22 protein-coding genes and 1 pseudogene are annotated in these 19,334 nt (G+C 39.6%); 4 read left to right on the top strand and 19 right to left on the bottom strand.

Annotated elements, in window-relative coordinates; genetic code table 11:
* Positions 1–42: 42 nt before the first annotated feature.
* Positions 43–921, bottom strand: coding sequence for a YicC/YloC family endoribonuclease (locus tag DWW33_RS01460; protein ID WP_117698640.1), 879 nt, complete (start codon positions 919–921; stop codon positions 43–45).
* Positions 922–1,072: 151 nt separating this feature from the next.
* On the opposite strand from DWW33_RS01460, the gene DWW33_RS01465 reads away from it, so the two are divergent.
* Complete coding sequence (locus tag DWW33_RS01465; RefSeq protein WP_118638713.1) at positions 1,073–2,824, top strand: Rqc2 family fibronectin-binding protein; 1,752 nt, start codon at positions 1,073–1,075, stop codon at positions 2,822–2,824.
* Positions 2,825–2,889: 65 nt separating this feature from the next.
* Positions 2,890–3,117 carry a hypothetical protein gene (locus DWW33_RS01470; RefSeq protein WP_022243866.1) on the top strand — a complete coding sequence of 76 codons (228 nt, stop codon included), beginning with the start codon at positions 2,890–2,892 and terminating at the stop codon, positions 3,115–3,117.
* 151 nt (positions 3,118–3,268) lie between these two features.
* On the opposite strand, the gene DWW33_RS15775 is transcribed toward DWW33_RS01470, so the two are convergent.
* Positions 3,269–3,409, bottom strand: a complete 141-nt coding sequence (locus tag DWW33_RS15775; RefSeq protein WP_197420807.1) for a hypothetical protein — start codon at positions 3,407–3,409, stop codon at positions 3,269–3,271.
* A 112-nt stretch (positions 3,410–3,521) separates the two neighbouring features.
* Here DWW33_RS15775 and DWW33_RS01475 point away from each other — a divergent pair, with 112 nt between their 5' ends.
* Positions 3,522–3,851, top strand: a complete 330-nt coding sequence (locus DWW33_RS01475; protein ID WP_117841084.1) for a hypothetical protein — start codon at positions 3,522–3,524, stop codon at positions 3,849–3,851.
* Between the two features lie 64 nt (positions 3,852–3,915).
* Positions 3,916–4,206: a hypothetical protein gene (locus DWW33_RS01480; protein ID WP_117698642.1), complete on the top strand. Its 291-nt coding sequence runs from the start codon at positions 3,916–3,918 to the stop codon at positions 4,204–4,206.
* 151 nt (positions 4,207–4,357) lie between these two features.
* Here DWW33_RS01480 and DWW33_RS16260 read toward each other — a convergent pair.
* The 17 genes and pseudogenes from DWW33_RS16260 to leuS all read right to left on the bottom strand — a co-directional run.
* A pseudogene (locus DWW33_RS16260) lies at positions 4,358–4,501 on the bottom strand (tyrosine-type recombinase/integrase); the annotation flags it as partial.
* A 132-nt stretch (positions 4,502–4,633) separates the two neighbouring features.
* Complete coding sequence (locus DWW33_RS01490; protein WP_117841085.1) at positions 4,634–5,092, bottom strand: YaiI/YqxD family protein; 459 nt, start codon at positions 5,090–5,092, stop codon at positions 4,634–4,636.
* A gap of 23 nt (positions 5,093–5,115) precedes the next feature.
* On the bottom strand, positions 5,116–5,700 hold the full coding sequence (locus DWW33_RS01495; protein WP_012744277.1) for an SOS response-associated peptidase: 585 nt from the start codon (positions 5,698–5,700) through the stop codon (positions 5,116–5,118).
* A 42-nt stretch (positions 5,701–5,742) separates the two neighbouring features.
* Entirely contained in the window at positions 5,743–6,345 is a 603-nt protein-coding gene (locus DWW33_RS01500) for a hypothetical protein (protein ID WP_118638714.1), read from the bottom strand.
* Between the two features lie 441 nt (positions 6,346–6,786).
* On the bottom strand, positions 6,787–7,245 hold the full coding sequence (locus DWW33_RS01505) for a winged helix-turn-helix domain-containing protein (protein ID WP_012744279.1): 459 nt from the start codon (positions 7,243–7,245) through the stop codon (positions 6,787–6,789).
* A gap of 5 nt (positions 7,246–7,250) precedes the next feature.
* Complete coding sequence (locus DWW33_RS01510; RefSeq protein ID WP_012744280.1) at positions 7,251–8,207, bottom strand: D-alanyl-D-alanine carboxypeptidase family protein; 957 nt, start codon at positions 8,205–8,207, stop codon at positions 7,251–7,253.
* 43 nt (positions 8,208–8,250) lie between these two features.
* Complete coding sequence (locus tag DWW33_RS01515) at positions 8,251–8,754, bottom strand: hypothetical protein (RefSeq protein ID WP_015514509.1); 504 nt, start codon at positions 8,752–8,754, stop codon at positions 8,251–8,253.
* A 27-nt stretch (positions 8,755–8,781) separates the two neighbouring features.
* Positions 8,782–9,966, bottom strand: coding sequence for an ABC transporter permease (locus DWW33_RS01520; protein ID WP_117456454.1), 1,185 nt, complete (start codon positions 9,964–9,966; stop codon positions 8,782–8,784).
* On the bottom strand, positions 9,956–10,669 hold the full coding sequence (locus DWW33_RS01525) for an ABC transporter ATP-binding protein (RefSeq protein WP_004853372.1): 714 nt from the start codon (positions 10,667–10,669) through the stop codon (positions 9,956–9,958). Before DWW33_RS01525 ends, DWW33_RS01520 begins: the two co-directional genes overlap by 11 nt.
* Before the next feature lie 4 nt (positions 10,670–10,673).
* Positions 10,674–11,528, bottom strand: coding sequence for a hypothetical protein (locus DWW33_RS01530; protein ID WP_226841040.1), 855 nt, complete (start codon positions 11,526–11,528; stop codon positions 10,674–10,676).
* Positions 11,529–11,665: 137 nt separating this feature from the next.
* Complete coding sequence (locus tag DWW33_RS01535) at positions 11,666–12,751, bottom strand: sensor histidine kinase (protein WP_008703821.1); 1,086 nt, start codon at positions 12,749–12,751, stop codon at positions 11,666–11,668.
* Positions 12,738–13,439: a VanR-ABDEGLN family response regulator transcription factor gene (gene vanR / locus DWW33_RS01540; protein ID WP_004853366.1), complete on the bottom strand. Its 702-nt coding sequence runs from the start codon at positions 13,437–13,439 to the stop codon at positions 12,738–12,740. The genes DWW33_RS01535 and vanR overlap by 14 nt, the downstream gene beginning before the upstream one ends.
* 5 nt (positions 13,440–13,444) lie before the next feature.
* A complete protein-coding gene (locus DWW33_RS01545; RefSeq protein ID WP_008703822.1) occupies positions 13,445–13,657 on the bottom strand; it encodes a helix-turn-helix domain-containing protein in 213 nt (70 codons plus the stop codon).
* A gap of 158 nt (positions 13,658–13,815) precedes the next feature.
* Entirely contained in the window at positions 13,816–15,006 is a 1,191-nt protein-coding gene (locus DWW33_RS01550; RefSeq protein ID WP_008703824.1) for a CHAP domain-containing protein, read from the bottom strand.
* Entirely contained in the window at positions 14,984–15,181 is a 198-nt protein-coding gene (locus tag DWW33_RS01555; protein WP_243088485.1) for a hypothetical protein, read from the bottom strand. The genes DWW33_RS01550 and DWW33_RS01555 overlap by 23 nt, the downstream gene beginning before the upstream one ends.
* Before the next feature lie 39 nt (positions 15,182–15,220).
* Positions 15,221–16,504: a hypothetical protein gene (locus tag DWW33_RS01560; RefSeq protein WP_118638715.1), complete on the bottom strand. Its 1,284-nt coding sequence runs from the start codon at positions 16,502–16,504 to the stop codon at positions 15,221–15,223.
* Between the two features lie 317 nt (positions 16,505–16,821).
* Positions 16,822–19,242: a leucine--tRNA ligase gene (gene leuS, locus DWW33_RS01565; protein WP_117698990.1), complete on the bottom strand. Its 2,421-nt coding sequence runs from the start codon at positions 19,240–19,242 to the stop codon at positions 16,822–16,824.
* Between the last annotated feature and the right edge of the window lie 92 nt (positions 19,243–19,334).

Here is a 19,334-nt window from a genome sequence, read left to right on the forward strand (position 1 = left end):
TTTTCACCATTCCATTCTTACTACAGGGTTTACGGAAATCATTTATTCAATATTCTGAATCTGTTCGCGGACTTTTTCAATATCCGTTTTCAGATTAATACCGGTATCTGAAATTGCAAGATCACTTGCCTTGGAAAGAATCGTATTTGCTTCCCGGTTCATCTCCTGGGCAATAAAGTCAAGCTTCCTTCCAACGGTTCCGCCGCCTGTTAAAGCAGCTTTCATAGCTTCAATATGACTCTTTAAGCGGACAGTTTCTTCATCCACACATATTTTATCAGCAAATATTGTAACCTCCGTTGCAATTCTTGCATCATCCATCTGCTTATCTTCTAAAATTTCTTTTACCTTGGTTTCTAATCGCTCACGGTATTCTTTCATAACGATTGGAGAACGTTCTTCAATAAAGTCCACATAGCCAATCATTTCATCTAATTTATTCAGAAGGTCAGTTTTTAAATTCTCGCCTTCTTTTTCTCTGGTTTCAACAAATGCCTCACATGCATTACGCAATGTCTTCTCAAGAAGTGCCCAAAGTTCTTCTTCGTCATTATCCTGTTCTTCCATTATAAAAACATCCGGATAACGTGACAATGTGCTGACACGGATATCATTTTCCAGTTGGAAATGCTCTGCCATCTGCTGTAAATATTTTAAATATTCGCCAGCAAGTTCTTCGTTGTATTTCAGTGAGAAGTTGGCTTCGTTGAAATCTTCACAGGTAATGAAGATATCTACTTTTCCACGCTGTATGTATTCTTTGATTAAGTTACGCACGGCACTTTCAAAGAAGCTTAATTTTTTAGGAAGCTTAACATTTACATCCAGATAGCGGTGATTTACTGATTTAATCTCTACCGTTATCTTACGGTTGTCTTCCTCTATCTCACACCTGCCGAAGCCGGTCATACTTTTAATCATAGCTGCCTCCTAATGCATAGATATATGTATTATAGTAGAATTTTCTTTATTAGTCAAATTCAAAATGCCGTATTTATTGAAATTTTAGAAAGATTTCTTTATAATAAAATCCTGTAAAAGAATCTATTCTTTCCAAAGGAGGTCATATTATATGGCACTAGACGGAATTACCGTAGCTGCACTTACTGCAGAATTAAATCAGACAATTTTAAATGGACGAATCAGCAAAATAGCCCAGCCTGAGGCGGACGAGCTGCTGCTTACCATAAAGGCACTATCCGGCCAGTACCGGCTTTCTTTAAGTGCCAGTGCTTCCCTGCCTTATATCTATCTTACAGCTCAGAATAAAGTCAGTCCCATGACTGCACCGAATTTCTGCATGGTATTACGAAAACATATTGCCAACGGCCGGATTATTGCCATCAGTCAGCCCGGATTAGAACGAATCATCCGGATTACGGTCGAGCATTTGGATGAAATGGGTGACCTGAAAAAGAAACACCTGATTATAGAATTAATGGGGAAATACAGCAATATTATTTTCTGTGATGAAAACGAACGCATCATTGACAGCATCAAACGGGTTCCATCCCAGATGAGTTCCGTCCGTGAAGTTCTGCCAGGAAGAGACTATTTTATCCCGGAGACCCAGAACAAGCGGAATCCCCTTGACTGTTCCTATGAACAGTTCCGTGAAAAGGCTGCTCTCCTCCCATTACCGATTGCGAAAGCACTTACTTCTGCTTTTACCGGAATCAGCGGTCAGGTTGCAGCAGAAATCTGTTACCGTGCTTCCTTAGATGCAGATACACCGATTAATACCTTAGAAGAAGACGCACTGCTGCACCTTTATCATAATTTCAGCTGGCTGATGGAGGATGTCGGAAACGCCAACTTCAAGCCATGTATTCTTTATAAAGGAGAAGAACCGGCAGAATATGCTGCCATCTTACCAACCCGCTATGAACATACGGAAGGCTATCACATTGAACCGGTAAATTCTATTTCCGCCGTATTAGAACAATTTTATGCCAGCCGCAGCCTCTACACCCGTATGCGTCAAAAATCTGTGGATTTGCGTAAAATTGTATCCACTCACTTAGAGCGAAGCAGCAAAAAACTGGATTTACAGTTAAAACAGTTAAAAGATACGGAAAAACGTGATAAATTTAAAGTATACGGCGAATTATTAAATACCTACGGCTATCAGGTTACCGAAGGAGCCAAATCAGTAGAGGTGCCAAATTACTATACCGGTGAAATGCTTACCATTCCTCTGGATGAAACACTTTCTCCACTGGACAATGCAAAAAAATATTTTGCCCGGTACAATAAATTAAAGCGTACCTTTGAAGCATTAAATACCCAGACCGAAGAAACCAAGGCAGAAATAGCACACTTACAGACCATTCAGGCTGCGCTTGCCATTGCAGAATCCGAAGACGACCTTGCCCAGATCCGGGACGAGCTGGAAACCTATGGCTATATCCGCAGGAAAATGAGCGGTAAGAAAAAACAAAAATCCAAAAGTAAACCATTCCATTATCGTTCCAGTGATGGCTTTGATATTTATGTTGGAAAAAATAATTTCCAGAATGACGAACTTACTTTCAAGGTTGCCAACGGAAATGACTGGTGGTTCCACGCCAAAGGAATGCCCGGCTCCCATGTTATTGTAAAAACCGAAGGCAGGGAGCTGCCGGATCGGACTTTTGAAGAGGCCGGCAGACTGGCAGGCTACTATTCTTCCGGCCGTGATAACGAAAAAATTGAAATCGATTATTTACAGCGTAAAAATGTAAAGAAACCAAACGGTGCTGTTGCCGGTTATGTCATTTACTATACGAATTATTCCCTGACAATTCACCCGGACATTTCCGGCATCGAAAAAATTTCAGAATAATTTAGTCACACATTTTTACTTCTTCCATATTATGAAGTGTAAGATAAATTTTGGAGGATTTGAAAATGAGTGATTTAGCTGCTACTGGCTGCGGATGTGGATGTAACGAAGGAAATAACTGCTGTTCTTTAATCTGGATTATCCTGTTACTCTCCTGCTGCGGCAACAATGGATTTGGAGGATGTGGCAATGGATGCGGCAACGACAGCTGTATCTGGATTATTTTACTGTTGCTCTTCTGTGGTGGCTGTGGTGACAGCTTCGGATTTAACAACAACGGTTGTGGATGCTAATTCGTCTGCAAAGCGGGGGCCTCTCAACGAGGTCCCTTTTTCACTTTACAGGAAATTGCTTTCCTGTAAAGCAAAAAAATGCTCCGCGAGGATGCGCACTGCGGCGTATAAGGTAGATGTCGCAAGCGACCGCCGCAGGCACAAGAATGTGTCAAGACACATTCTTTGTTCTGTCATATCTTTGACCGCCTTTTTCCGGTGCGGTCAGTTTCTTCTTTTCCGTTTCTTTTTTCTTCATACATTCTTCATCTATTTCATATACTTCATTTCCGTCAATGATTAATTTTCCCATGCTGGCATCAAATCCTTTCCTGTTTCTATAAAAAGGTTCTACATTTTATTATATGCGTCAAAGTTATATTTTCCGCTGTTCCATCATAATTTAAAAGAAAAAGGATTATTTTATGGATTCTGAGTATAAACCAACCTTCTTTGACTCGCAGTTACAAAACCACCAGTTACAGATTATGAAAACCATGATTCCATATCTTTCCGCCGGTCAGCAGCGTCCCTTTGCGCTTCTCATCAAATATATGGAACTACAAAAAACAGCCCAGCTTTTTTCCAATGACACGCTTACGATTCAGGAAGTCAGCAGCCATTCTCCCCAGGAGCGGATGTTTCAGATGCTTACCGATATCAGCGAACAGTGTACACCCGGCGAGAAAGAAAATATTGAAAACTTTTTAAATATGTATCAGATGCTGTCTGCTTATGATACCCTGTTTTCCTGATTTCATCACTTTATCATTTGTTATTTTATGGTTCCCTGTCAACTTGTTAAGAACGGAGGATTTTATGAATTTAGACTTTTTGAAAGGCAATCCTGCCTTAAATGATATTTCACCGGAAAAGCTGCAGTTTCTTATGGATTTTGCTTCTAATAATACTGATACAAAGGATGCCAAATCCATGGCTTCCACGGTCATGAACGCCGCCAATAATGCCAAACAAAACGGTATGACATTTTCGAATACTGAAACAACTTTATTAATTGAATTATTAAAGCAGAATATGTCCGAAGCAGAACGTGTAAAAGCAGATAAAATGCTGCAGATGATGCAGATGTTACAGAAAAAGAAAAAATAGTCTCTTATAACGCAAGCGAGGATATGCAAAATGCACATCCTCGTTTTTTGAAATATTTATTTCTGAACAATATTTATATCTACTTGAGAATGTTGGTTTTACGCTGTTTTTCGCTATTTATCTTCTGATTTACTCTATTTTTACTCCAAATTTAAGCCAATATTTTCAGTTCAGCTACTTCTTCTTTTTTCTTCTCTTCTGAAACGTGAGTGTATAAATCGGTTGTCATTGCCAATATTGAGTGACCTAAGAGTTTCTGCACTACCTGTTGGTCTACTCCATTTTCATAACACCTTGTAGCGTATGTATTCGCTGATTCTCAAGATAAAACTTCAAGTGCATTTTGTATGTTTTATCTGCTATTGCACTCTTCTGTTTTTGTTTTAAGTCTTTATAGCTTCTGTCGTTCCTCTGCATCTACAATTCCTCATCTGCCTTCTTTCTCCCGTGCCATCAAAAGCATTTTTTCAAAAGACTGAGCGAATCTTTCATCATCTTCCTCCGTCCGCTTCTTCGGTCCCTTGACATGACATTTACGGGAACTTCTTCTGGCTTTTTTACCCAGGTGACGTTCCATTAGCATCTGATCAATATTATCATCCGTGTACCATTTACCTGATTGATGAATAGCATAAGCACCTTTTCCCAATGCCATTGCAGCCACACCATAGTCCTGTGATACGACAATATCTCCTTTATGGCAGATACTAATCAGTTTATAATCTACTGCATCTGCTCCTGCACCGACAACAACAACTTTACTATAAGTCGATGACAGAACATGGTTTGTATCACACAACAACATTACCGGAACACTATTATCTTTTGCAATCTTTTCAATGATCGCAACCACTGGGCAGGCATCTGCATCAACAAATATTTGCATCTTTCTATTTCTCCTCTGAACCATTATAAGAATAAGCTCTGCTGTTCGTATTCTGCCTCTCGTTTTAGCTGAACCGGTACCTGATGCAGAATTTGCTCCATTTTCCTGTCATCGAACCAATCTTTCAGCTGTCCTTTTTCCAATATCAGCGGCATACGATCATGTACTTTTATCATAGATTCATTGGCTGCTGTAGTCATAATCACAAATCGTCGTTCATTCTCAAACCAATCACAGAAGCCAGCCATATACAATACTGGTGCATCATATCTGGAAAATGTATTTTTCTCTTTTAACCGATTCCATTCATAGAACCCACTTGCCGGTATCAAAATGCGGTGATAGAGGATTCCATTTCGAAAAGAAGGTTTGTCCATAACAGATTCTGCTCTTGCATTTATAACCAGATTCTTTCCTTGTGACAATGGATATCCCCACTTGCAAACATCCAGTTTCAATCCATGTTCTGATTTTTCAATGATCGGTGCTACATTGGTTGGAAAGATATCTCCTGCAAAATGTTCCTGCCGGATCCGTTGGTCTATATCATGCACTACTTTTTCGATTTCATCTGCCATATCAGAATCAATATAATATCTACCACACATAATACTTCCTTCACTTATAGATTCTATTTCATCAAATATACATCATTTATTTCTAGGCACTTTAAACTCAGTTAATCTATAATTTTGAATCCACCCCATACATTCTTCACCATCTTCATTCTCCCAAATTATCTGTCGCCACTTTTTATATTTATCTATAATTCTAACAACTTTCCCTTCCTCAAGCTTTTCAATTACAATCGAATGGCAGTCATGCTTCAGTCGTACAATAGATTCTCTATTAACGATTCTATATTTAGTCGTATTTAGCTCCTTCGCATCATATCCCATTCCAACGATGTAATAATTATTGACTTGTTGTGTATAATTGTAATTATTTATCGTTGTTGCTGAAGAATTCGTAACTCCCAAAACAACTGATATAATCGTAATAATAAAGTTCAGCCATTCTCGTATTTCTTTAACATCTATCGTTCGTTTTTCTTCTATTGGCAAATTCTGCTTCTCTTTATTTATCGAAAGATTCGTTGCTCTTTCATATTCCGATGCAATAGTTTCTGACACCGTATCAATATCCCATTCTTCGGATTCTGAGAAAACTTGATTGGTAACTCTTCCCAATAAATTTATATGAGGCTTCTGGCATAATGGTGGAAGCCTAACACCATAAATTAACAACACCATATTGAAAAAACACTTGTGTCCTTTAATGTATTAACTGCGAAGAAAAACACAAAAGGAGTATTCACAAGTGGCTTCAGTTAATACATTATGCAAAAGTGTCCTTAATGTCAAGAACACAGTTATAAAAAATTGTAATCTTTACTCTGATAAGAATGGAGTTAAACATATTCGTATCCAAGCAAGACCTAATAAATGGCACGAGAACGACTGCCCATTCTGCCATAAATCATGCCCTGTTTATGATAAACATTCCAGTAGTATAATGCCGAGATATTACGAAGATAACTCGTAGAAAATGCAAAGTCCAGTCGCAAGTTTAGACACGATATTGCTCTTAACAGTCGTATAAAATCAACATTTGCAGGGATTTATCAAATTCCGACATACCGTCTTAGAAAATGAATAATCCCTCGCAATTCATTATGAACTACGAGGGACTGCTTACTGACTGTTAAAGCGGTAGCCGATCTCACGAACACTATCTATGGAAAAGTGAGAGTTTGTATCACAAAGTTTTTTACGAAGATTCCGAATGTGAAAGCCTACGGTATCCTTTTCATTGCCTGCTGATATTTCGCCCCACACCTTATCATAAATCTGCTCGTATGTAAGAACACGACCTTTATTGGCTGCGAGCAAGCAGAGTATATCGTACTCTTTGACGGTCAGTTCAATTTCCTGACCGTTATTGATAACTCTGCGCCGGCTCAAATTGATTTCTAAGCCGGAAAGGGATAATGTCGGCTCATATGAAATCTCTAATTTTTCAAAATCAGGGTGCTGTTTTACAAAAGCCAGCATATCGTCAAAGGCTGTTGAGTCTTGTGCTTTGAACTCCATTATTACGATTCGTCCGATATTATCACCCCCCTTGGTTAGTTTTTTTGTCTTGGACAACATAAGATTTATTGCGTGAGATAATACGATTCATCAATCGTTTTCAGAATAAAATTCACATCGTCATAACGAGAGGAATCGGACTGAGAGCCTAAACTGCATATCAAAAACTCTTTTCCGTGCTGCTGATAAAGCACAATCAAGTTATAGTCGTCAGACAGAGAGCCAGTCTTAATTCCGCATACATTTTCGTTGTAATATTCGGATGTCGGATCAAGGAAGGCGTTTGTATTCTGCCATATTTGTGTACTGCCATCAGGCAGTGTTGCCGTATAAGTGTTTTGAGATACAATTTCTCTAAACCACGAGTATTCCAACAACCGATATACTACTTCTTTCAAATCTAAAGTGGTGGTAAGTGCCTCCATATCAAAACCACTCGGATCATATAAAACTGTGTCTAAGTACCCCTGCTGTTGCAAATGCAGGTTTAAGTTCTCCATGAAAATCCTCACACGCTCTTGACAGCTTTCTGCTTGCGGCGAAAGTAATCCTCCACAATAATCAGCAACCACATAAGCTGCGTCATTCCCTGACGGTACTAACATTGCCGCAAATAGATTGTGTAAAAAGTATTCTTTTTCCTTGATTTGAGCAACAGACGAGCCAGGTTTCGTGAGTGAAATAGCACCATAGTCTGCAACAACGATACTATCAAGGTCTGCTAAAGTTGACGCATACTCAATAACAAACAGCTTGGCTAAACTTGCAGGAATTTGTGGCTCGTTCTCGTTTTTTGAAACAAATATTTCATCATCAGAACAATCCACCAAAATCAGCGATTTTGCATTATAAGAGTCAGGAAAATCTTCTTTGTAGAGAAAACCATTTATTTTATTCTTTACCTCTCTGAAATTTTCCGGCTGCATTGCCCACGGCACAAACATTATACCTATGCCGATACAAACTACAAGCAAAAACAAAAATACTCCAAATCGTTTTTTCTTACGGCGTTTTCTCTGCATATATGTGCTCACCTCCCAACACCAAAACTCCTATGTGCCATTTTTAATCGGCATAATTTGCCTGAATACACTCTGTAAATCCAGACGGATCTCCCAACTTAGCTTTATCAATATTATCACGAAGATATTTGCGTGTGGCGTCATCACAGCGATCTGTTCCCATATAAGGCATATCAAAGGCTTTTTCGAGTTCAGCTAAGGCTTTTGCCGCCCTTTCCGAATCCGTATTGTAAGTATCAAGCCATTCCTGCATCCAAGAATATTCCCAAAGGTTAGATGCTCTTGTATCGCCATATCCTATCTGAAAAGACGCTCCCGTATCTTCGCCTTCCAAAGCATCAGGCGGCGTAAAGCCCTCCGGCCAATTCAAACTCTCAATGGTCGTTAGGTATTCTTCTTCAATGGTAGCAAAGTCCGTGAAACCTCTTGTGTTTGTGTCGGAGTCCGAAGAAGTGGAGCAGCCTGCCAGCATAATCACCAGCAAAGAAATCATAACACACAATAACAGTCTGTACGGTCTTTCGGATTTTGAGATTGTTCGTTTCATTTTGTTTCCTCCTTGAATTGAGTTTTATTATCTAAGAGCCAATGCAGGCTCTAATTTTGCTGCTTTCAATGCTGGTAATAATCCGCCCAATAATGCTGTAAGCACAGACACAGCAACTGCAACAACAGCAACGCTGATTGGATAACTCGGTGTTCCCACCGGGGAATCCACAGGGAGCAACGCTCCAATACAATGCACCAAAATCAGCGAAATCAAAATAGCTGCAAAGCAAACGAATATTGATAAAATCAACTGTGAGCCTAAAACCAATGCCACAATATTTGTTCGTGAAGCACCTATCGCTCTGCGGATCAGCAACTCATGTGTGCGCTGTTCCAATGAAGATAGTCCGATATTGATCTGCCCTAATACGGAAACAAACAGCAACAAAAGCGAAGTAACCAAAAGCCCTAATTGCAGTATGGACAATACCGAATCATAGGTATCTCCAATATCACTCCGCCCAGCACTTTCCCAGTAACCGCCAATGGTATCAGTCAAAATGTCGCCAAGGGCAGAATGTATCTGTTCGATTGTCAGTCCTGTTGTGGGATGCCAATACACATTTGCATTTTGTACTTGCCACATTGCTGGTGCGAAATTGAGGATCGCCGCAGAATCCGCATAGATAGTCGGAAAATCCCTGCCATCGTTTACTACTCCGACAATATTGAATGGGGTTAACGAAAGTGTGCTTTTTACATTTCCTGCAGCATAGGGCGAATCATTAAAATAGTTTTTAGCTTCTTTGTTTATGACCACTTCAAGCGATCCGCCCTCACTCGAAGGCTCTAACCATCTACCGGATGTCATTGGAAGATTATAGACTTGACTATATGCCTCCGTGGTGCAAACTAAATCAAAAGCCATCAGGTTTTGGTAAACATCATTCGGCGGTATTGGCGTTAAATCTTTCATTGGTGCAAATCGAATATCTTCTCCCATAGAAAAAGTAACAGCGGCTACATCATCAATGGCTTCAAATCTCTGGAATAATTGTTCCATTTTATTTCTATCGTGAAAATCGGATTCCGTTATCACGAATGAGTAAGTAGGTGACCAGCCATATACCTGTGCGTTTACGGAAATCAAATACTCCCGTCCAAGCGTACCAACTAATACCGATCCAAGCATTGCGATAATGCCTACAAGCATTGAAACACTTGTCAGAATACTTCTAAGTGGAGACAGACGAAGGTCTTTAAGTATCATTTTTAGCACAAGTTATCCTCCCTCCATCCATTTCAAAAATCGTATCACAGGTATCTGCAATATCAGGATCGTGCGTAACCAACAGCAGCATAATTCCATTTTCTTTTACGACGCTGTGCAACAGTTCCATAATCTGCGTTCCCGTCTTTTTATCCAACGCTCCCGTAGGCTCATCACATAAAATGGCTTCCGGAGATACTGCAAGCGCCCTTGCGATTGCAACTCTTTGTTGTTCACCGCCGGACAAATTGATTGGGTAATCATTTTCCTTGCTTTCTAAGCCGACACTTTTTAGCAAGCCTGTAATTATCTCGTGACGCTGTTTGGCGGTAAACGACTTTTTGGCATAGAGTAGGGGTAATTCGATATTTTCCCATACCCGCAAGTGCTTAATCAGAGAGTAGTTCTGAAATACAAATCCGATATTATTGGCTCGCAGTATAGACAGATCACGGTCTTTCAAAGCAGAAATAGATATACCATCATAAAGGTACTCGCCCTCATATTCCCGATTTAACAAGCCAATAATGGATATAAGGCTTGTTTTGCCTGAGCCGGACTTTCCGACAATGGCATAACTGCGCCCTCGTTGCAATTCCATATTAGCGTTGGTTACTGTTGTCAGCATATCGCCATTATTCAATTTGACGCTTGCTTTCAAATCCTTTATTTTGATTAAAGTCTTTTCGGAAATTCCTTTCATTTTATCAAATCCCCCTCGGATCAAGGTTTGGCGGAGTAGCAGAAACTACATCGCCCTCCTCTAAGCCGGACAGTATTTCTATATTGGCTCCGTCTGTCACACCCAATGTCACTTTTGTTTCCACTCTTTCTCCATTCGGAGTAATTACAGTAACCAATCCCGTCCCTTGTCTACCCGCTATTACCGACAGCGGCAATATAAGGACATCATTTCTCGTTGTCGCCGTTATGACTACCGTTGCACTTTGCCCCGATTTCACATCGACTGTTTGACTGATCAAGCATTGCAGAATGCCCTCTTGCGGCACGATTCCCGTAAACGCATTTTCATCTGCGGCAGGCGACACCACGGCAATCATATCGGTTGGTCCTACACCATCATATACTTGAAATTTTGCTTTCAACTCTGCATACTCCGGTAAGGTACTCAAAAAATTATCTGCCTCTACATTGAGGGCAAATCCTGTATAATGCACTATCGCTACGGGATAATTACTCGGTACGCTTTCATTGGATGGGGCAATAGAGGTAATTGTACCATCCACCGGAGATTTCAATTCTTTGCCGTTCACAGTTCCAATAATTTGCCCGGCAGTGATTTTTTCTTCTAATTCTACCGCTGTATTAAATATGCCATTTTCGGGTGAGAAAATAATAAACGGTACTGCCGGAACAATAGTCGTTTGCGTTGAAACGGTTGGAGTAATTGTCCCTCGTACAACTGATACCGTTTTTTCTGCGGATGTTGCGCTATCTGTAAGATTGTTTTCGTCTGTCTGCCCAATTGCAGAGCAGGCAGATAGCGTAAATACAAGAAACAAAATAGAACATAGCAGCATTTGTTTTCTTAGCAACTTCATCATTCCTCCTTATGCTGTATCACAAAAAATACGAGCCTCTATCTTGATACTTTTATTGTACCAAAACAGAAGCCCGTATTTTCTTGATTGCTCGTAAGATATTCCTCTTTTTTTCTATGCAAATTCTTACAATTTTCCTACGCCAACGGCAAAGTAATTGAAAACTTGTTTTGATCCTCTTGGCTCTCTGCAACGATTGTACCATTGTGTAGTTCAACAATCTGCTTTGCAATCGCCAAACCTAATCCAGCTCCTCCACTGCTTGTACTTCTCGCTGCGTCAAGCCGATAAAACTGCTCGAAAATCCTGTTTAACTTTTCTTCCGGCAGAGTATCGCCGTGGTTACAAAAAATAATGCTGACCGTATCTTCCTGACATTGTGCGCTGATCGTGATATCCGTATTTTCAAAACTGTAGATAACCGCATTTCTCAAAAGGTTATCAAAAACACGCTGAATTTTGTCTGCGTCACATCGAAGCATTATATCATCATCAACACAAAGATTACATTGCAAATTCTTTGATTTGAGCATAGGCTTAAATTCATATACAAGTTGCTCCAGCAGGCGAGTTAAATTGATTTTCGTGTATTGTAATGTAATATCGTATATATTGAATCGTGTTATCTCGAAAAACTCGTTAATCAGATCCTCTAACCGTTCTGCCTTACCAAGAGTGATTGAAAGGTACTTTTCTCGAAGTTCCTTTGAGATTTGCGACTCATCACGCAGTAAAGTAAGATACCCGATTACAGAAGAAAGCGGTGTTTTCAAATCGTGTGCAAGATACATAATCAGGTCATTTTTTCGCTGCTCATTTTCTTTTGCAAGCCTTGCATTACTTTCAGCCTCTTGTTTTAACTGATTGATGTTAGCGGCGATTTCACTCAACTCCGGGGACATTTCAATGTAACTGACATTCTGATCGAACATTTTTCCTGTCGCAGCCTGTACCTCGTACACATAGGCGACTACTTTTTTCAAAAGTAGGTATGTCATGTATATAATACAGCCACCCCACACGATTACAGCCACTATATAAAGATATACTGTTCTGTAATACAAGTAATAATACAAAACATACTTGCGGAGAATTTCCTCTGCCATAATTCCTAAAAGAAAAGTACCGCCAAAAATAAGCACAGAGCAAATCGCACATTGAATTACATACCCTTTGAACAAGGTAGAGAGCAGATAGTTTTTTTCTTTTTTATTCAATTTCATACCCTACCCCCCAAACAGTTTTAATGAACTTCGGATTTTTTGAAGGTTCATTCAATTTTTCCCGAAGCCGCCCAATGTGCGCCATTACCGTATTGTTACTGTTGCGAAGATACTTTTCTTTCCACACGGCTTCAAATAATTCCTCCGAGGCGACAACTTTACCCTGATGTTCGCACAGATACCACAGAATAGAAAACTCCAACGGAGTCAAGGCTATTTCTTTGCCATACAAGTAGCACTTGTGGCTGACTCTGTTTATCAGTAGACCTCTGATGTCATACTCGTCTTTTTCTTCGGATTGGCTCAAATTAGGACTGTTATAGCTCTGATAACGCCTTAATTGCGTCTTTACTCTTGCCACAACCTCTAAAGGATTAAACGGTTTCGTTATATAATCATCCGCACCAATCGTAAGCCCCATAATCTTGTCGCTATCCTCAATTTTGGCGGTAAGCATAATAATAGGGAAGTAAAACTTTTCCCGAATTTTTTGGCAAAGTCGAAAACCATCAATATCCGGCAGCATAATATCAAGTATCGCTAAATCAATCTGCGACTGTTTGATACATTTCATCGCCTCTAACCCATTATAACATTTATATACTGAATAACCATCGTTACTCAAATACACTTCAAGCAGATCAACGATTTCTTTTTCGTCATCCACAATTAAAATCTTCTTGTTCATTGATCCTACACCTCATTTTCGGGTACGGCTTCCATTATGTCGCCAAAATCACACTCTAAGTATTCGCATATATTCAACAGCACGGGAAGGGTAACATTTTCATTTTTTCCGAGTTTCGCAAATGTACTTTTGCTTGCCCCGACCGCTTCTCGTAATTGACTCTTTTTCATTCCCTTGTCAATCAGAAGTTTCCAAAGTTTGTTGTACCGTACTTTCATTTCCGCACCTCCACCCAAATATAGTTTGTATTATAGCACTTTGAGAGTGAAATCGCAATTATTAAGTCTGTATTTTGAGACTTTTAGTTTTCAAACCGGCACAATATCTTTCTGATATGTAATCCAACCGCCTGCAAAATGCAGGCGGCTTGTGTATTTTAATAGGCAGGTGCGCCGTAGCCAAGAATCTCGTAATAACCGATAGAATACTCATTGACTCGGCAACTGTCGCCGGAGTTGCCCTCGACCGTATAAACCTTGCCGTTTTCGACCTTTTGAACAATACCCGTATGGTCGGATAATCCATCCTGACCACTTTCGTCTGCCCAATCGAAGAAAATAATCATTCCGGGGGCAGGCTCGGCGCTGCCATCCAGCCATTGTCCACGATCCTTAAACCATTGTACTCCGTTGACACAGCCTGCATATTTTGGGATAACTCCAGCGTCGATATAGCCGCACTCGTTGGCACACCAAGATACAAAGCAAGCACACCATTCTACACGGGAGTTAAAACCGTACCACGACCAATACGGCTGACCGCCCACATTGCCAACCAGAGAGAGTGCAACGGTCACGATCTGTCCGTCGCCGCCTGTAATGCCGTAAAGCACCTGTGACCAAAGGTAATTGTTTTCATCTGCAAGCAGTTCAGCGAGGTAGCCTTTCTGTTCTTCGTTAAAACCATATTGCGCCGCCATTTCCTCGGCAGTCTTGTGGCTGACGGTAATATACAGATAGGTTTGTGTGACCGTGCTTTCAGTTTCCACGATATTACCGTGTCCGTCATCGGTTTCGGTAATAACTGTTTCGGTCTTGCTCTCTGTTCGGGAAGATATTTGATTCATCTCCCAAAAGATGTCTTTTAAGAGTTGCTTTTTGCCATCGTCCATTGTGGCAACCTCTTGGGGGTTATCTTGATCCGTATTCGTTTTTACAGAGTAAACGGCAAGCACCTCTTTCCAAACGGCTCTGCTGCCACTCATTTCAAGAACATCATAGGATACCGAGTTCTTTTCCTCTTGCAGCTTGGTATCGTATTCGGTATTGATTTCCTGCACAACGGTCTGCATACTCATTCCAGTGCCGGAATCTTCGTCTGAGAAGAAAATGCCAAATACTGAGCCGAGGATCATACCAATCAGGCAAATCACGATAATAACCAAAACCGCCACCCAGCCGCCTGCGGCGATAGCGGCAATCAAGGCTTTCGTTCCGGCAATAATCGCTTTAATGGCAAGTGCGGTCGCTTTGGCAATCGCCTTTACCGTAACCACGGCGGCTTTTGCCGCAGCCCTTGCCGCTTGTGCTGCTCTCTGTGCAGTTTTAACCGTAATGATTGAATCCACCTAAAAATCCTGGATTGCTATGCCCCCGCTTATGCCCCTTGTCATCATAATGGTTTAAACCGCCAAAGAATCCTGGTCGACTCTCACCTACTTTATGCCCGTTATTGTCATAATGATTCATACCACCAAAAAAAGGAAGGCGAACTATGTCCGATTTTCTTTCCATTTGCATCATAGTCGTTCATACCACCAAAGAATCCTGGTCTGCTCTCGCCTACTTTTTTCCGTTTGCATCATAATGGTTTATGGATCCAAAGAATCCTGGTCTGCTATATCCTTTTTTATCCAAAGTTCCTTCTTCATCATATTCTTCAGACAGATTTTTTATATGATGTACTTCTACGTATTTTGTTCCATCTTGTTTTTCTATTGGCATTCTTTGCTCATTTGAACATAATTGGCATTCATAATCATATGCTCTTTTTAGTTTATCTATTAACTTATGATTTCGTTCTATCTTATTTTCTGATATTTCTTTTTTTCTGATTTCCTGCTCTTCCAAATCTATAATTTCATCAATTTCCTCTGTTAGTTCTTTTATCGTATTACTTTTTTTAGAACGAACATACCCTAATGACAAAATATACTCATCTATTGACATTTCATTCAACTTTGCTACATTATATATTGTTTGATAAATTTTGTCTTGTGAAGAAAAATATACGATATTGGGTGGCTCTATAATGTATTTACTTAACTCTTTCTTATACTTTATATTCTTATTTTCAGAAACATACTCATCAGCACGCCTTGATTTTTTATATCCATAAAAATCAAGAAATTCATCTAAATGCATTCCACAACGATGTGCATAATTTCGAATCCATTGATTTTCTGGTGATGAACTTAATTGTACAACACCATCAACCATATGTTCCTCAAAAAATTTGATTATTCTAGAATCTCTAATTGAATCCTTTTCTGTTAAACAACTTTCAAATCCAAGAAATTGAGCATATTCTTTTCCTTTCATATTTCTTTTATGAGCCGCTTTTTTAAAAAGCTGTTTAGAATCTCCATTTAGTAAAATACATTCCTTTTTCAAAATGCTATCCCGTTCACTACATTTCAGCACCTCATAGTCCATTTCATTATATATATTCATTTTTTCAACTATTGAAAGAGTTTTTAAATCCTCTGGAACAAATTCATCAAACATACATTTAACACATTTTTCATCAAAATATATTAAACATATTTTTCCATCCCTACTATTTTTAATAAGATACCGTCTTTGCTGTTTCTCATTCCAATAACTGAATTTGTGGTACATTAACATTTTTCTAAAAATTTTCTCATCATCTTCTGATAACATTTCCATAAACCAAGATGTATAATGCTTTATCCCATGAATTAACACTTTATTGACATTTGCTTTTGTACTCCATGTCATATCTGCTATTTCTTGATTTGTCATCTGATACTCGTAATATAATTTCTGTATTGCCTCCGAATCTAATTCCGAAGTAGTACCCCGATATTTTTCTGTATTTTCCATTACAATTTATCTCCCTACATAAACATATAACTATCTGAATAGATTTTACCATAATTGACAAGCAAAGTCACATTTCTATAAAAGGATTATAGCAAACAAGGATATGCAAAAATGCATATCCTTGTTTATTTGAAATATTTACTCCATTTTCTTTCAACTTTTACTCCAAATTTACTCCATTTTAAAAATCTGTTACGATATTATGCGGTATTCTATGATACCTTTTCTTTGAAGAAAAATGTCTGCAAACCTTGATTTTAAGCGAACTTTTCAATATTTCCAAGCACTTTATTCTGTTGTGAGAATTTCTTCTCAAATTATTTCATTACAATATTAATGATTTTACCCGGTACATAAATCTCTTTGATTACATTGCCGGTAAGCTTATCTGCAATTGCAGCTTTTCCTGCAGCAAGTGCATCCTCTTTGGAAGCATCTTTTGCAATGCTGACAACACCCTTTGTCTTGCCGTTAATCTGTACTGCAATTTCAACTTCATCATCTTCCATTGCATCTTTATCATACTCCGGCCATCTTTCTGCAAATACGGAAGTATCATGACCAAGCTCGCTCCACAGTTCTTCTGCAATATGTGGTGCAAACGGAGCAAGAAGAAGCACATAAGTTTCAAGTGTCTTCTTATCTACGCCGCCCTTCTTGGAAAGGTCGATCAGTTTGTTGTTGTATTCCATGAACCCTGAAATTACAGTATTTAAGCTGAAGCTTTCCAGTCTCTGGGTGATATCATATACCAGTTTATGACGAATCTTAACCAGTTCTTTGGTTTCAGCAACATCTGCATCCTTCTGGCTCATTACAAGATTCCAGAATCTGGTGATGAAACGGTATACACCATCGATTCCACGATCATCCCACTCAGAATCCAATTCCGGTGGTCCAACAAACAGCTCATATAATCTTAAGGAATCACAGCCGTAGTCACGAACCAGATCATCCGGTGAGACGACATTTCCTTTAGATTTACTCATCTTGATACCATTCTTACCGGTAATCATACCCTGATTAAACAGTTTGGTAAATGGCTCATCAAAGTCAATTACTCCGATATCATATAAGAATTTGGTATAGAAACGGGAATACAGAAGATGCAGTACTGCATGCTCTACTCCACCGATATACATATCAACCGGAAGATATTTATCTGCTTTCTCGCGGCTTACTAATTCATCTTTGTTCTTGTTATCTACATAACGTAAGAAATACCAGGATGAACCTGCCCACTGAGGCATGGTATTGGTCTCACGTTTTGCAGGCTTACCACAGCAAGGACATGTGGTATTTACCCACTCCGTAATATCTGCCAACGGTGATTCTCCGGTACCTGTCGGCTGATAAGATTCAACCTCCGGTAACAGTAATGGAAGCTCTTCTTCCGGAACCGGAACTGCTCCACAATCCGGACAATGTACGATTGGAATTGGCTCGCCCCAGTAACGCTGGCGGGAGAATACCCAGTCTCTTAATTTATAGTTGGTTGTCTTCTTACCAAAGCCCATCTTTTCAATCATTTCCGGAGCTTCTTTCTTAAGAACGGACGACTCCATTCCATTCCAGTCACCAGAATTAATCATAATACCTTTTGCTTCGGTATAAGCTTCGGTCATATTTTCAATTTCCTTACCATCTTTGGCAATAACCTGGATAATTGGAATATTGAATTTCTTTGCAAATTCAAAGTCACGGTCATCATGTGCAGGAACACACATAATTGCTCCGGTACCATAATCAGCTAATACATAATCAGAAAGCCAGATTGGAACCTTTGCACCATTCAACGGATTGATTGCATAAGAACCGGTAAATACACCAGTCTTTTCTTTATCCTGCAAACGATCTACAGAAGATTTCAGGGATGACTGATAGATATAATCCTCTACTGCAGCTCTTGTCTCATCAGTTGCAAGCTCTTTTGCCAAAGCATGCTCCGGTGCAAGTACCATGAAGGTTGCTCCGTGAAGAGTATCCGGTCTTGTGGTATAAACAGTAATCTCTTTATCGCTTCCATCCACCTTAAAGTTGACTTCTGCTCCATTACTCTTACCAATCCAGTCAGTCTGCATTTTCTTAACCTTTTCCGGCCAGTCAAGCTTATCAAGGTCTGCAAGAAGACGGTCAGCATATTTGGTAATCTTAAGCATCCACTGCTTTAAGTTCTTCTTGGTAACATCAGCACCACAACGCTCACATTTACCATTTACAACTTCTTCATTGGCAAGACCAGTCTTACAGGATGGGCACCAGTTAATTGGCATCTCTTTCTCATAAGCAAGTCCGGCTTTAAACATTTTTACAAAAATCCACTGTGTCCATTTGTAGAATTCAGGATCGGTGGTATTTACTTCCATATCCCAGTCATAGATTGCAGCAATTTCCTGAATCTGACGCTTGATATTCCTGATATTTTCAGCGGTAGATTTTTCCGGATGAACACCCATCTTAATTGCGTAGTTCTCTGCCGGAAGACCAAATGCATCCCATCCCATCGGATGAATGACATAATATCCATGCATAAGCTTATAGCGGCTCCATACATCAGATATTACATAGCCTCTCCAGTGACCTACATGGAGTCCGTTTCCGGATGGGTATGGAAACATATCCAGACAATAGTATTTCGGCTTCTTGCCATCATTTACGTTAATTGGCTTATCTTCCCAGACTTTACGCCATTTCTGCTCTACCGCTCTATGATTATACGGTACTGTTGTTTGTGACATCTTCAATTCCTCCTAATTTAAACAGCTTTCGTCCATAAAATAAGGACATGCTGATAGAATGCCTTTTTAGAGACTTATACTCATAAAATTCT

The sequence above is a fragment of the Roseburia sp. AF15-21 genome (assembly GCF_003479505.1).
GTDB lineage: Bacteria > Bacillota > Clostridia > Lachnospirales > Lachnospiraceae > Roseburia_C > Roseburia_C amylophila.

Bases quoted from the DNA above. Each gene is read 5' to 3' on its own strand.
- DWW33_RS15775 (WP_197420807.1), bottom strand. From the start codon at position 3,409: ATGGGAAAATTAATCATTGACGGAAATGAAGTATATGAAATAGATGAA.
- DWW33_RS01480 (WP_117698642.1), top strand. From the start codon at position 3,916: ATGAATTTAGACTTTTTGAAAGGCAATCCTGCCTTAAATGATATTTCA.
- leuS (WP_117698990.1), bottom strand. From the start codon at position 19,242: ATGTCACAAACAACAGTACCGTATAATCATAGAGCGGTAGAGCAGAAA.
- DWW33_RS01520 (WP_117456454.1), bottom strand. From the start codon at position 9,966: ATGATACTTAAAGACCTTCGTCTGTCTCCACTTAGAAGTATTCTGACA.
- DWW33_RS01525 (WP_004853372.1), bottom strand. From the start codon at position 10,669: ATGAAAGGAATTTCCGAAAAGACTTTAATCAAAATAAAGGATTTGAAA.
- vanR (WP_004853366.1), bottom strand. From the start codon at position 13,439: ATGAACAAGAAGATTTTAATTGTGGATGACGAAAAAGAAATCGTTGAT.
- DWW33_RS01530 (WP_226841040.1), bottom strand. From the start codon at position 11,528: ATGAAGTTGCTAAGAAAACAAATGCTGCTATGTTCTATTTTGTTTCTT.
- DWW33_RS01555 (WP_243088485.1), bottom strand. From the start codon at position 15,181: ATGATGCAAATGGAAAGAAAATCGGACATAGTTCGCCTTCCTTTTTTT.
- DWW33_RS01490 (WP_117841085.1), bottom strand. From the start codon at position 5,092: ATGCAAATATTTGTTGATGCAGATGCCTGCCCAGTGGTTGCGATCATT.
- DWW33_RS01535 (WP_008703821.1), bottom strand. From the start codon at position 12,751: ATGAAATTGAATAAAAAAGAAAAAAACTATCTGCTCTCTACCTTGTTC.
- DWW33_RS01545 (WP_008703822.1), bottom strand. From the start codon at position 13,657: ATGAAAGTACGGTACAACAAACTTTGGAAACTTCTGATTGACAAGGGA.
- DWW33_RS01515 (WP_015514509.1), bottom strand. From the start codon at position 8,754: ATGAAACGAACAATCTCAAAATCCGAAAGACCGTACAGACTGTTATTG.
- DWW33_RS01495 (WP_012744277.1), bottom strand. From the start codon at position 5,700: ATGTGTGGTAGATATTATATTGATTCTGATATGGCAGATGAAATCGAA.
- DWW33_RS01475 (WP_117841084.1), top strand. From the start codon at position 3,522: ATGGATTCTGAGTATAAACCAACCTTCTTTGACTCGCAGTTACAAAAC.
- DWW33_RS01505 (WP_012744279.1), bottom strand. From the start codon at position 7,245: ATGTTGTCCAAGACAAAAAAACTAACCAAGGGGGGTGATAATATCGGA.
- DWW33_RS01510 (WP_012744280.1), bottom strand. From the start codon at position 8,207: ATGCAGAGAAAACGCCGTAAGAAAAAACGATTTGGAGTATTTTTGTTT.
- DWW33_RS01460 (WP_117698640.1), bottom strand. From the start codon at position 921: ATGATTAAAAGTATGACCGGCTTCGGCAGGTGTGAGATAGAGGAAGAC.
- DWW33_RS01500 (WP_118638714.1), bottom strand. From the start codon at position 6,345: ATGGTGTTGTTAATTTATGGTGTTAGGCTTCCACCATTATGCCAGAAG.
- DWW33_RS01465 (WP_118638713.1), top strand. From the start codon at position 1,073: ATGGCACTAGACGGAATTACCGTAGCTGCACTTACTGCAGAATTAAAT.
- DWW33_RS01470 (WP_022243866.1), top strand. From the start codon at position 2,890: ATGAGTGATTTAGCTGCTACTGGCTGCGGATGTGGATGTAACGAAGGA.
- DWW33_RS01560 (WP_118638715.1), bottom strand. From the start codon at position 16,504: ATGGAAAATACAGAAAAATATCGGGGTACTACTTCGGAATTAGATTCG.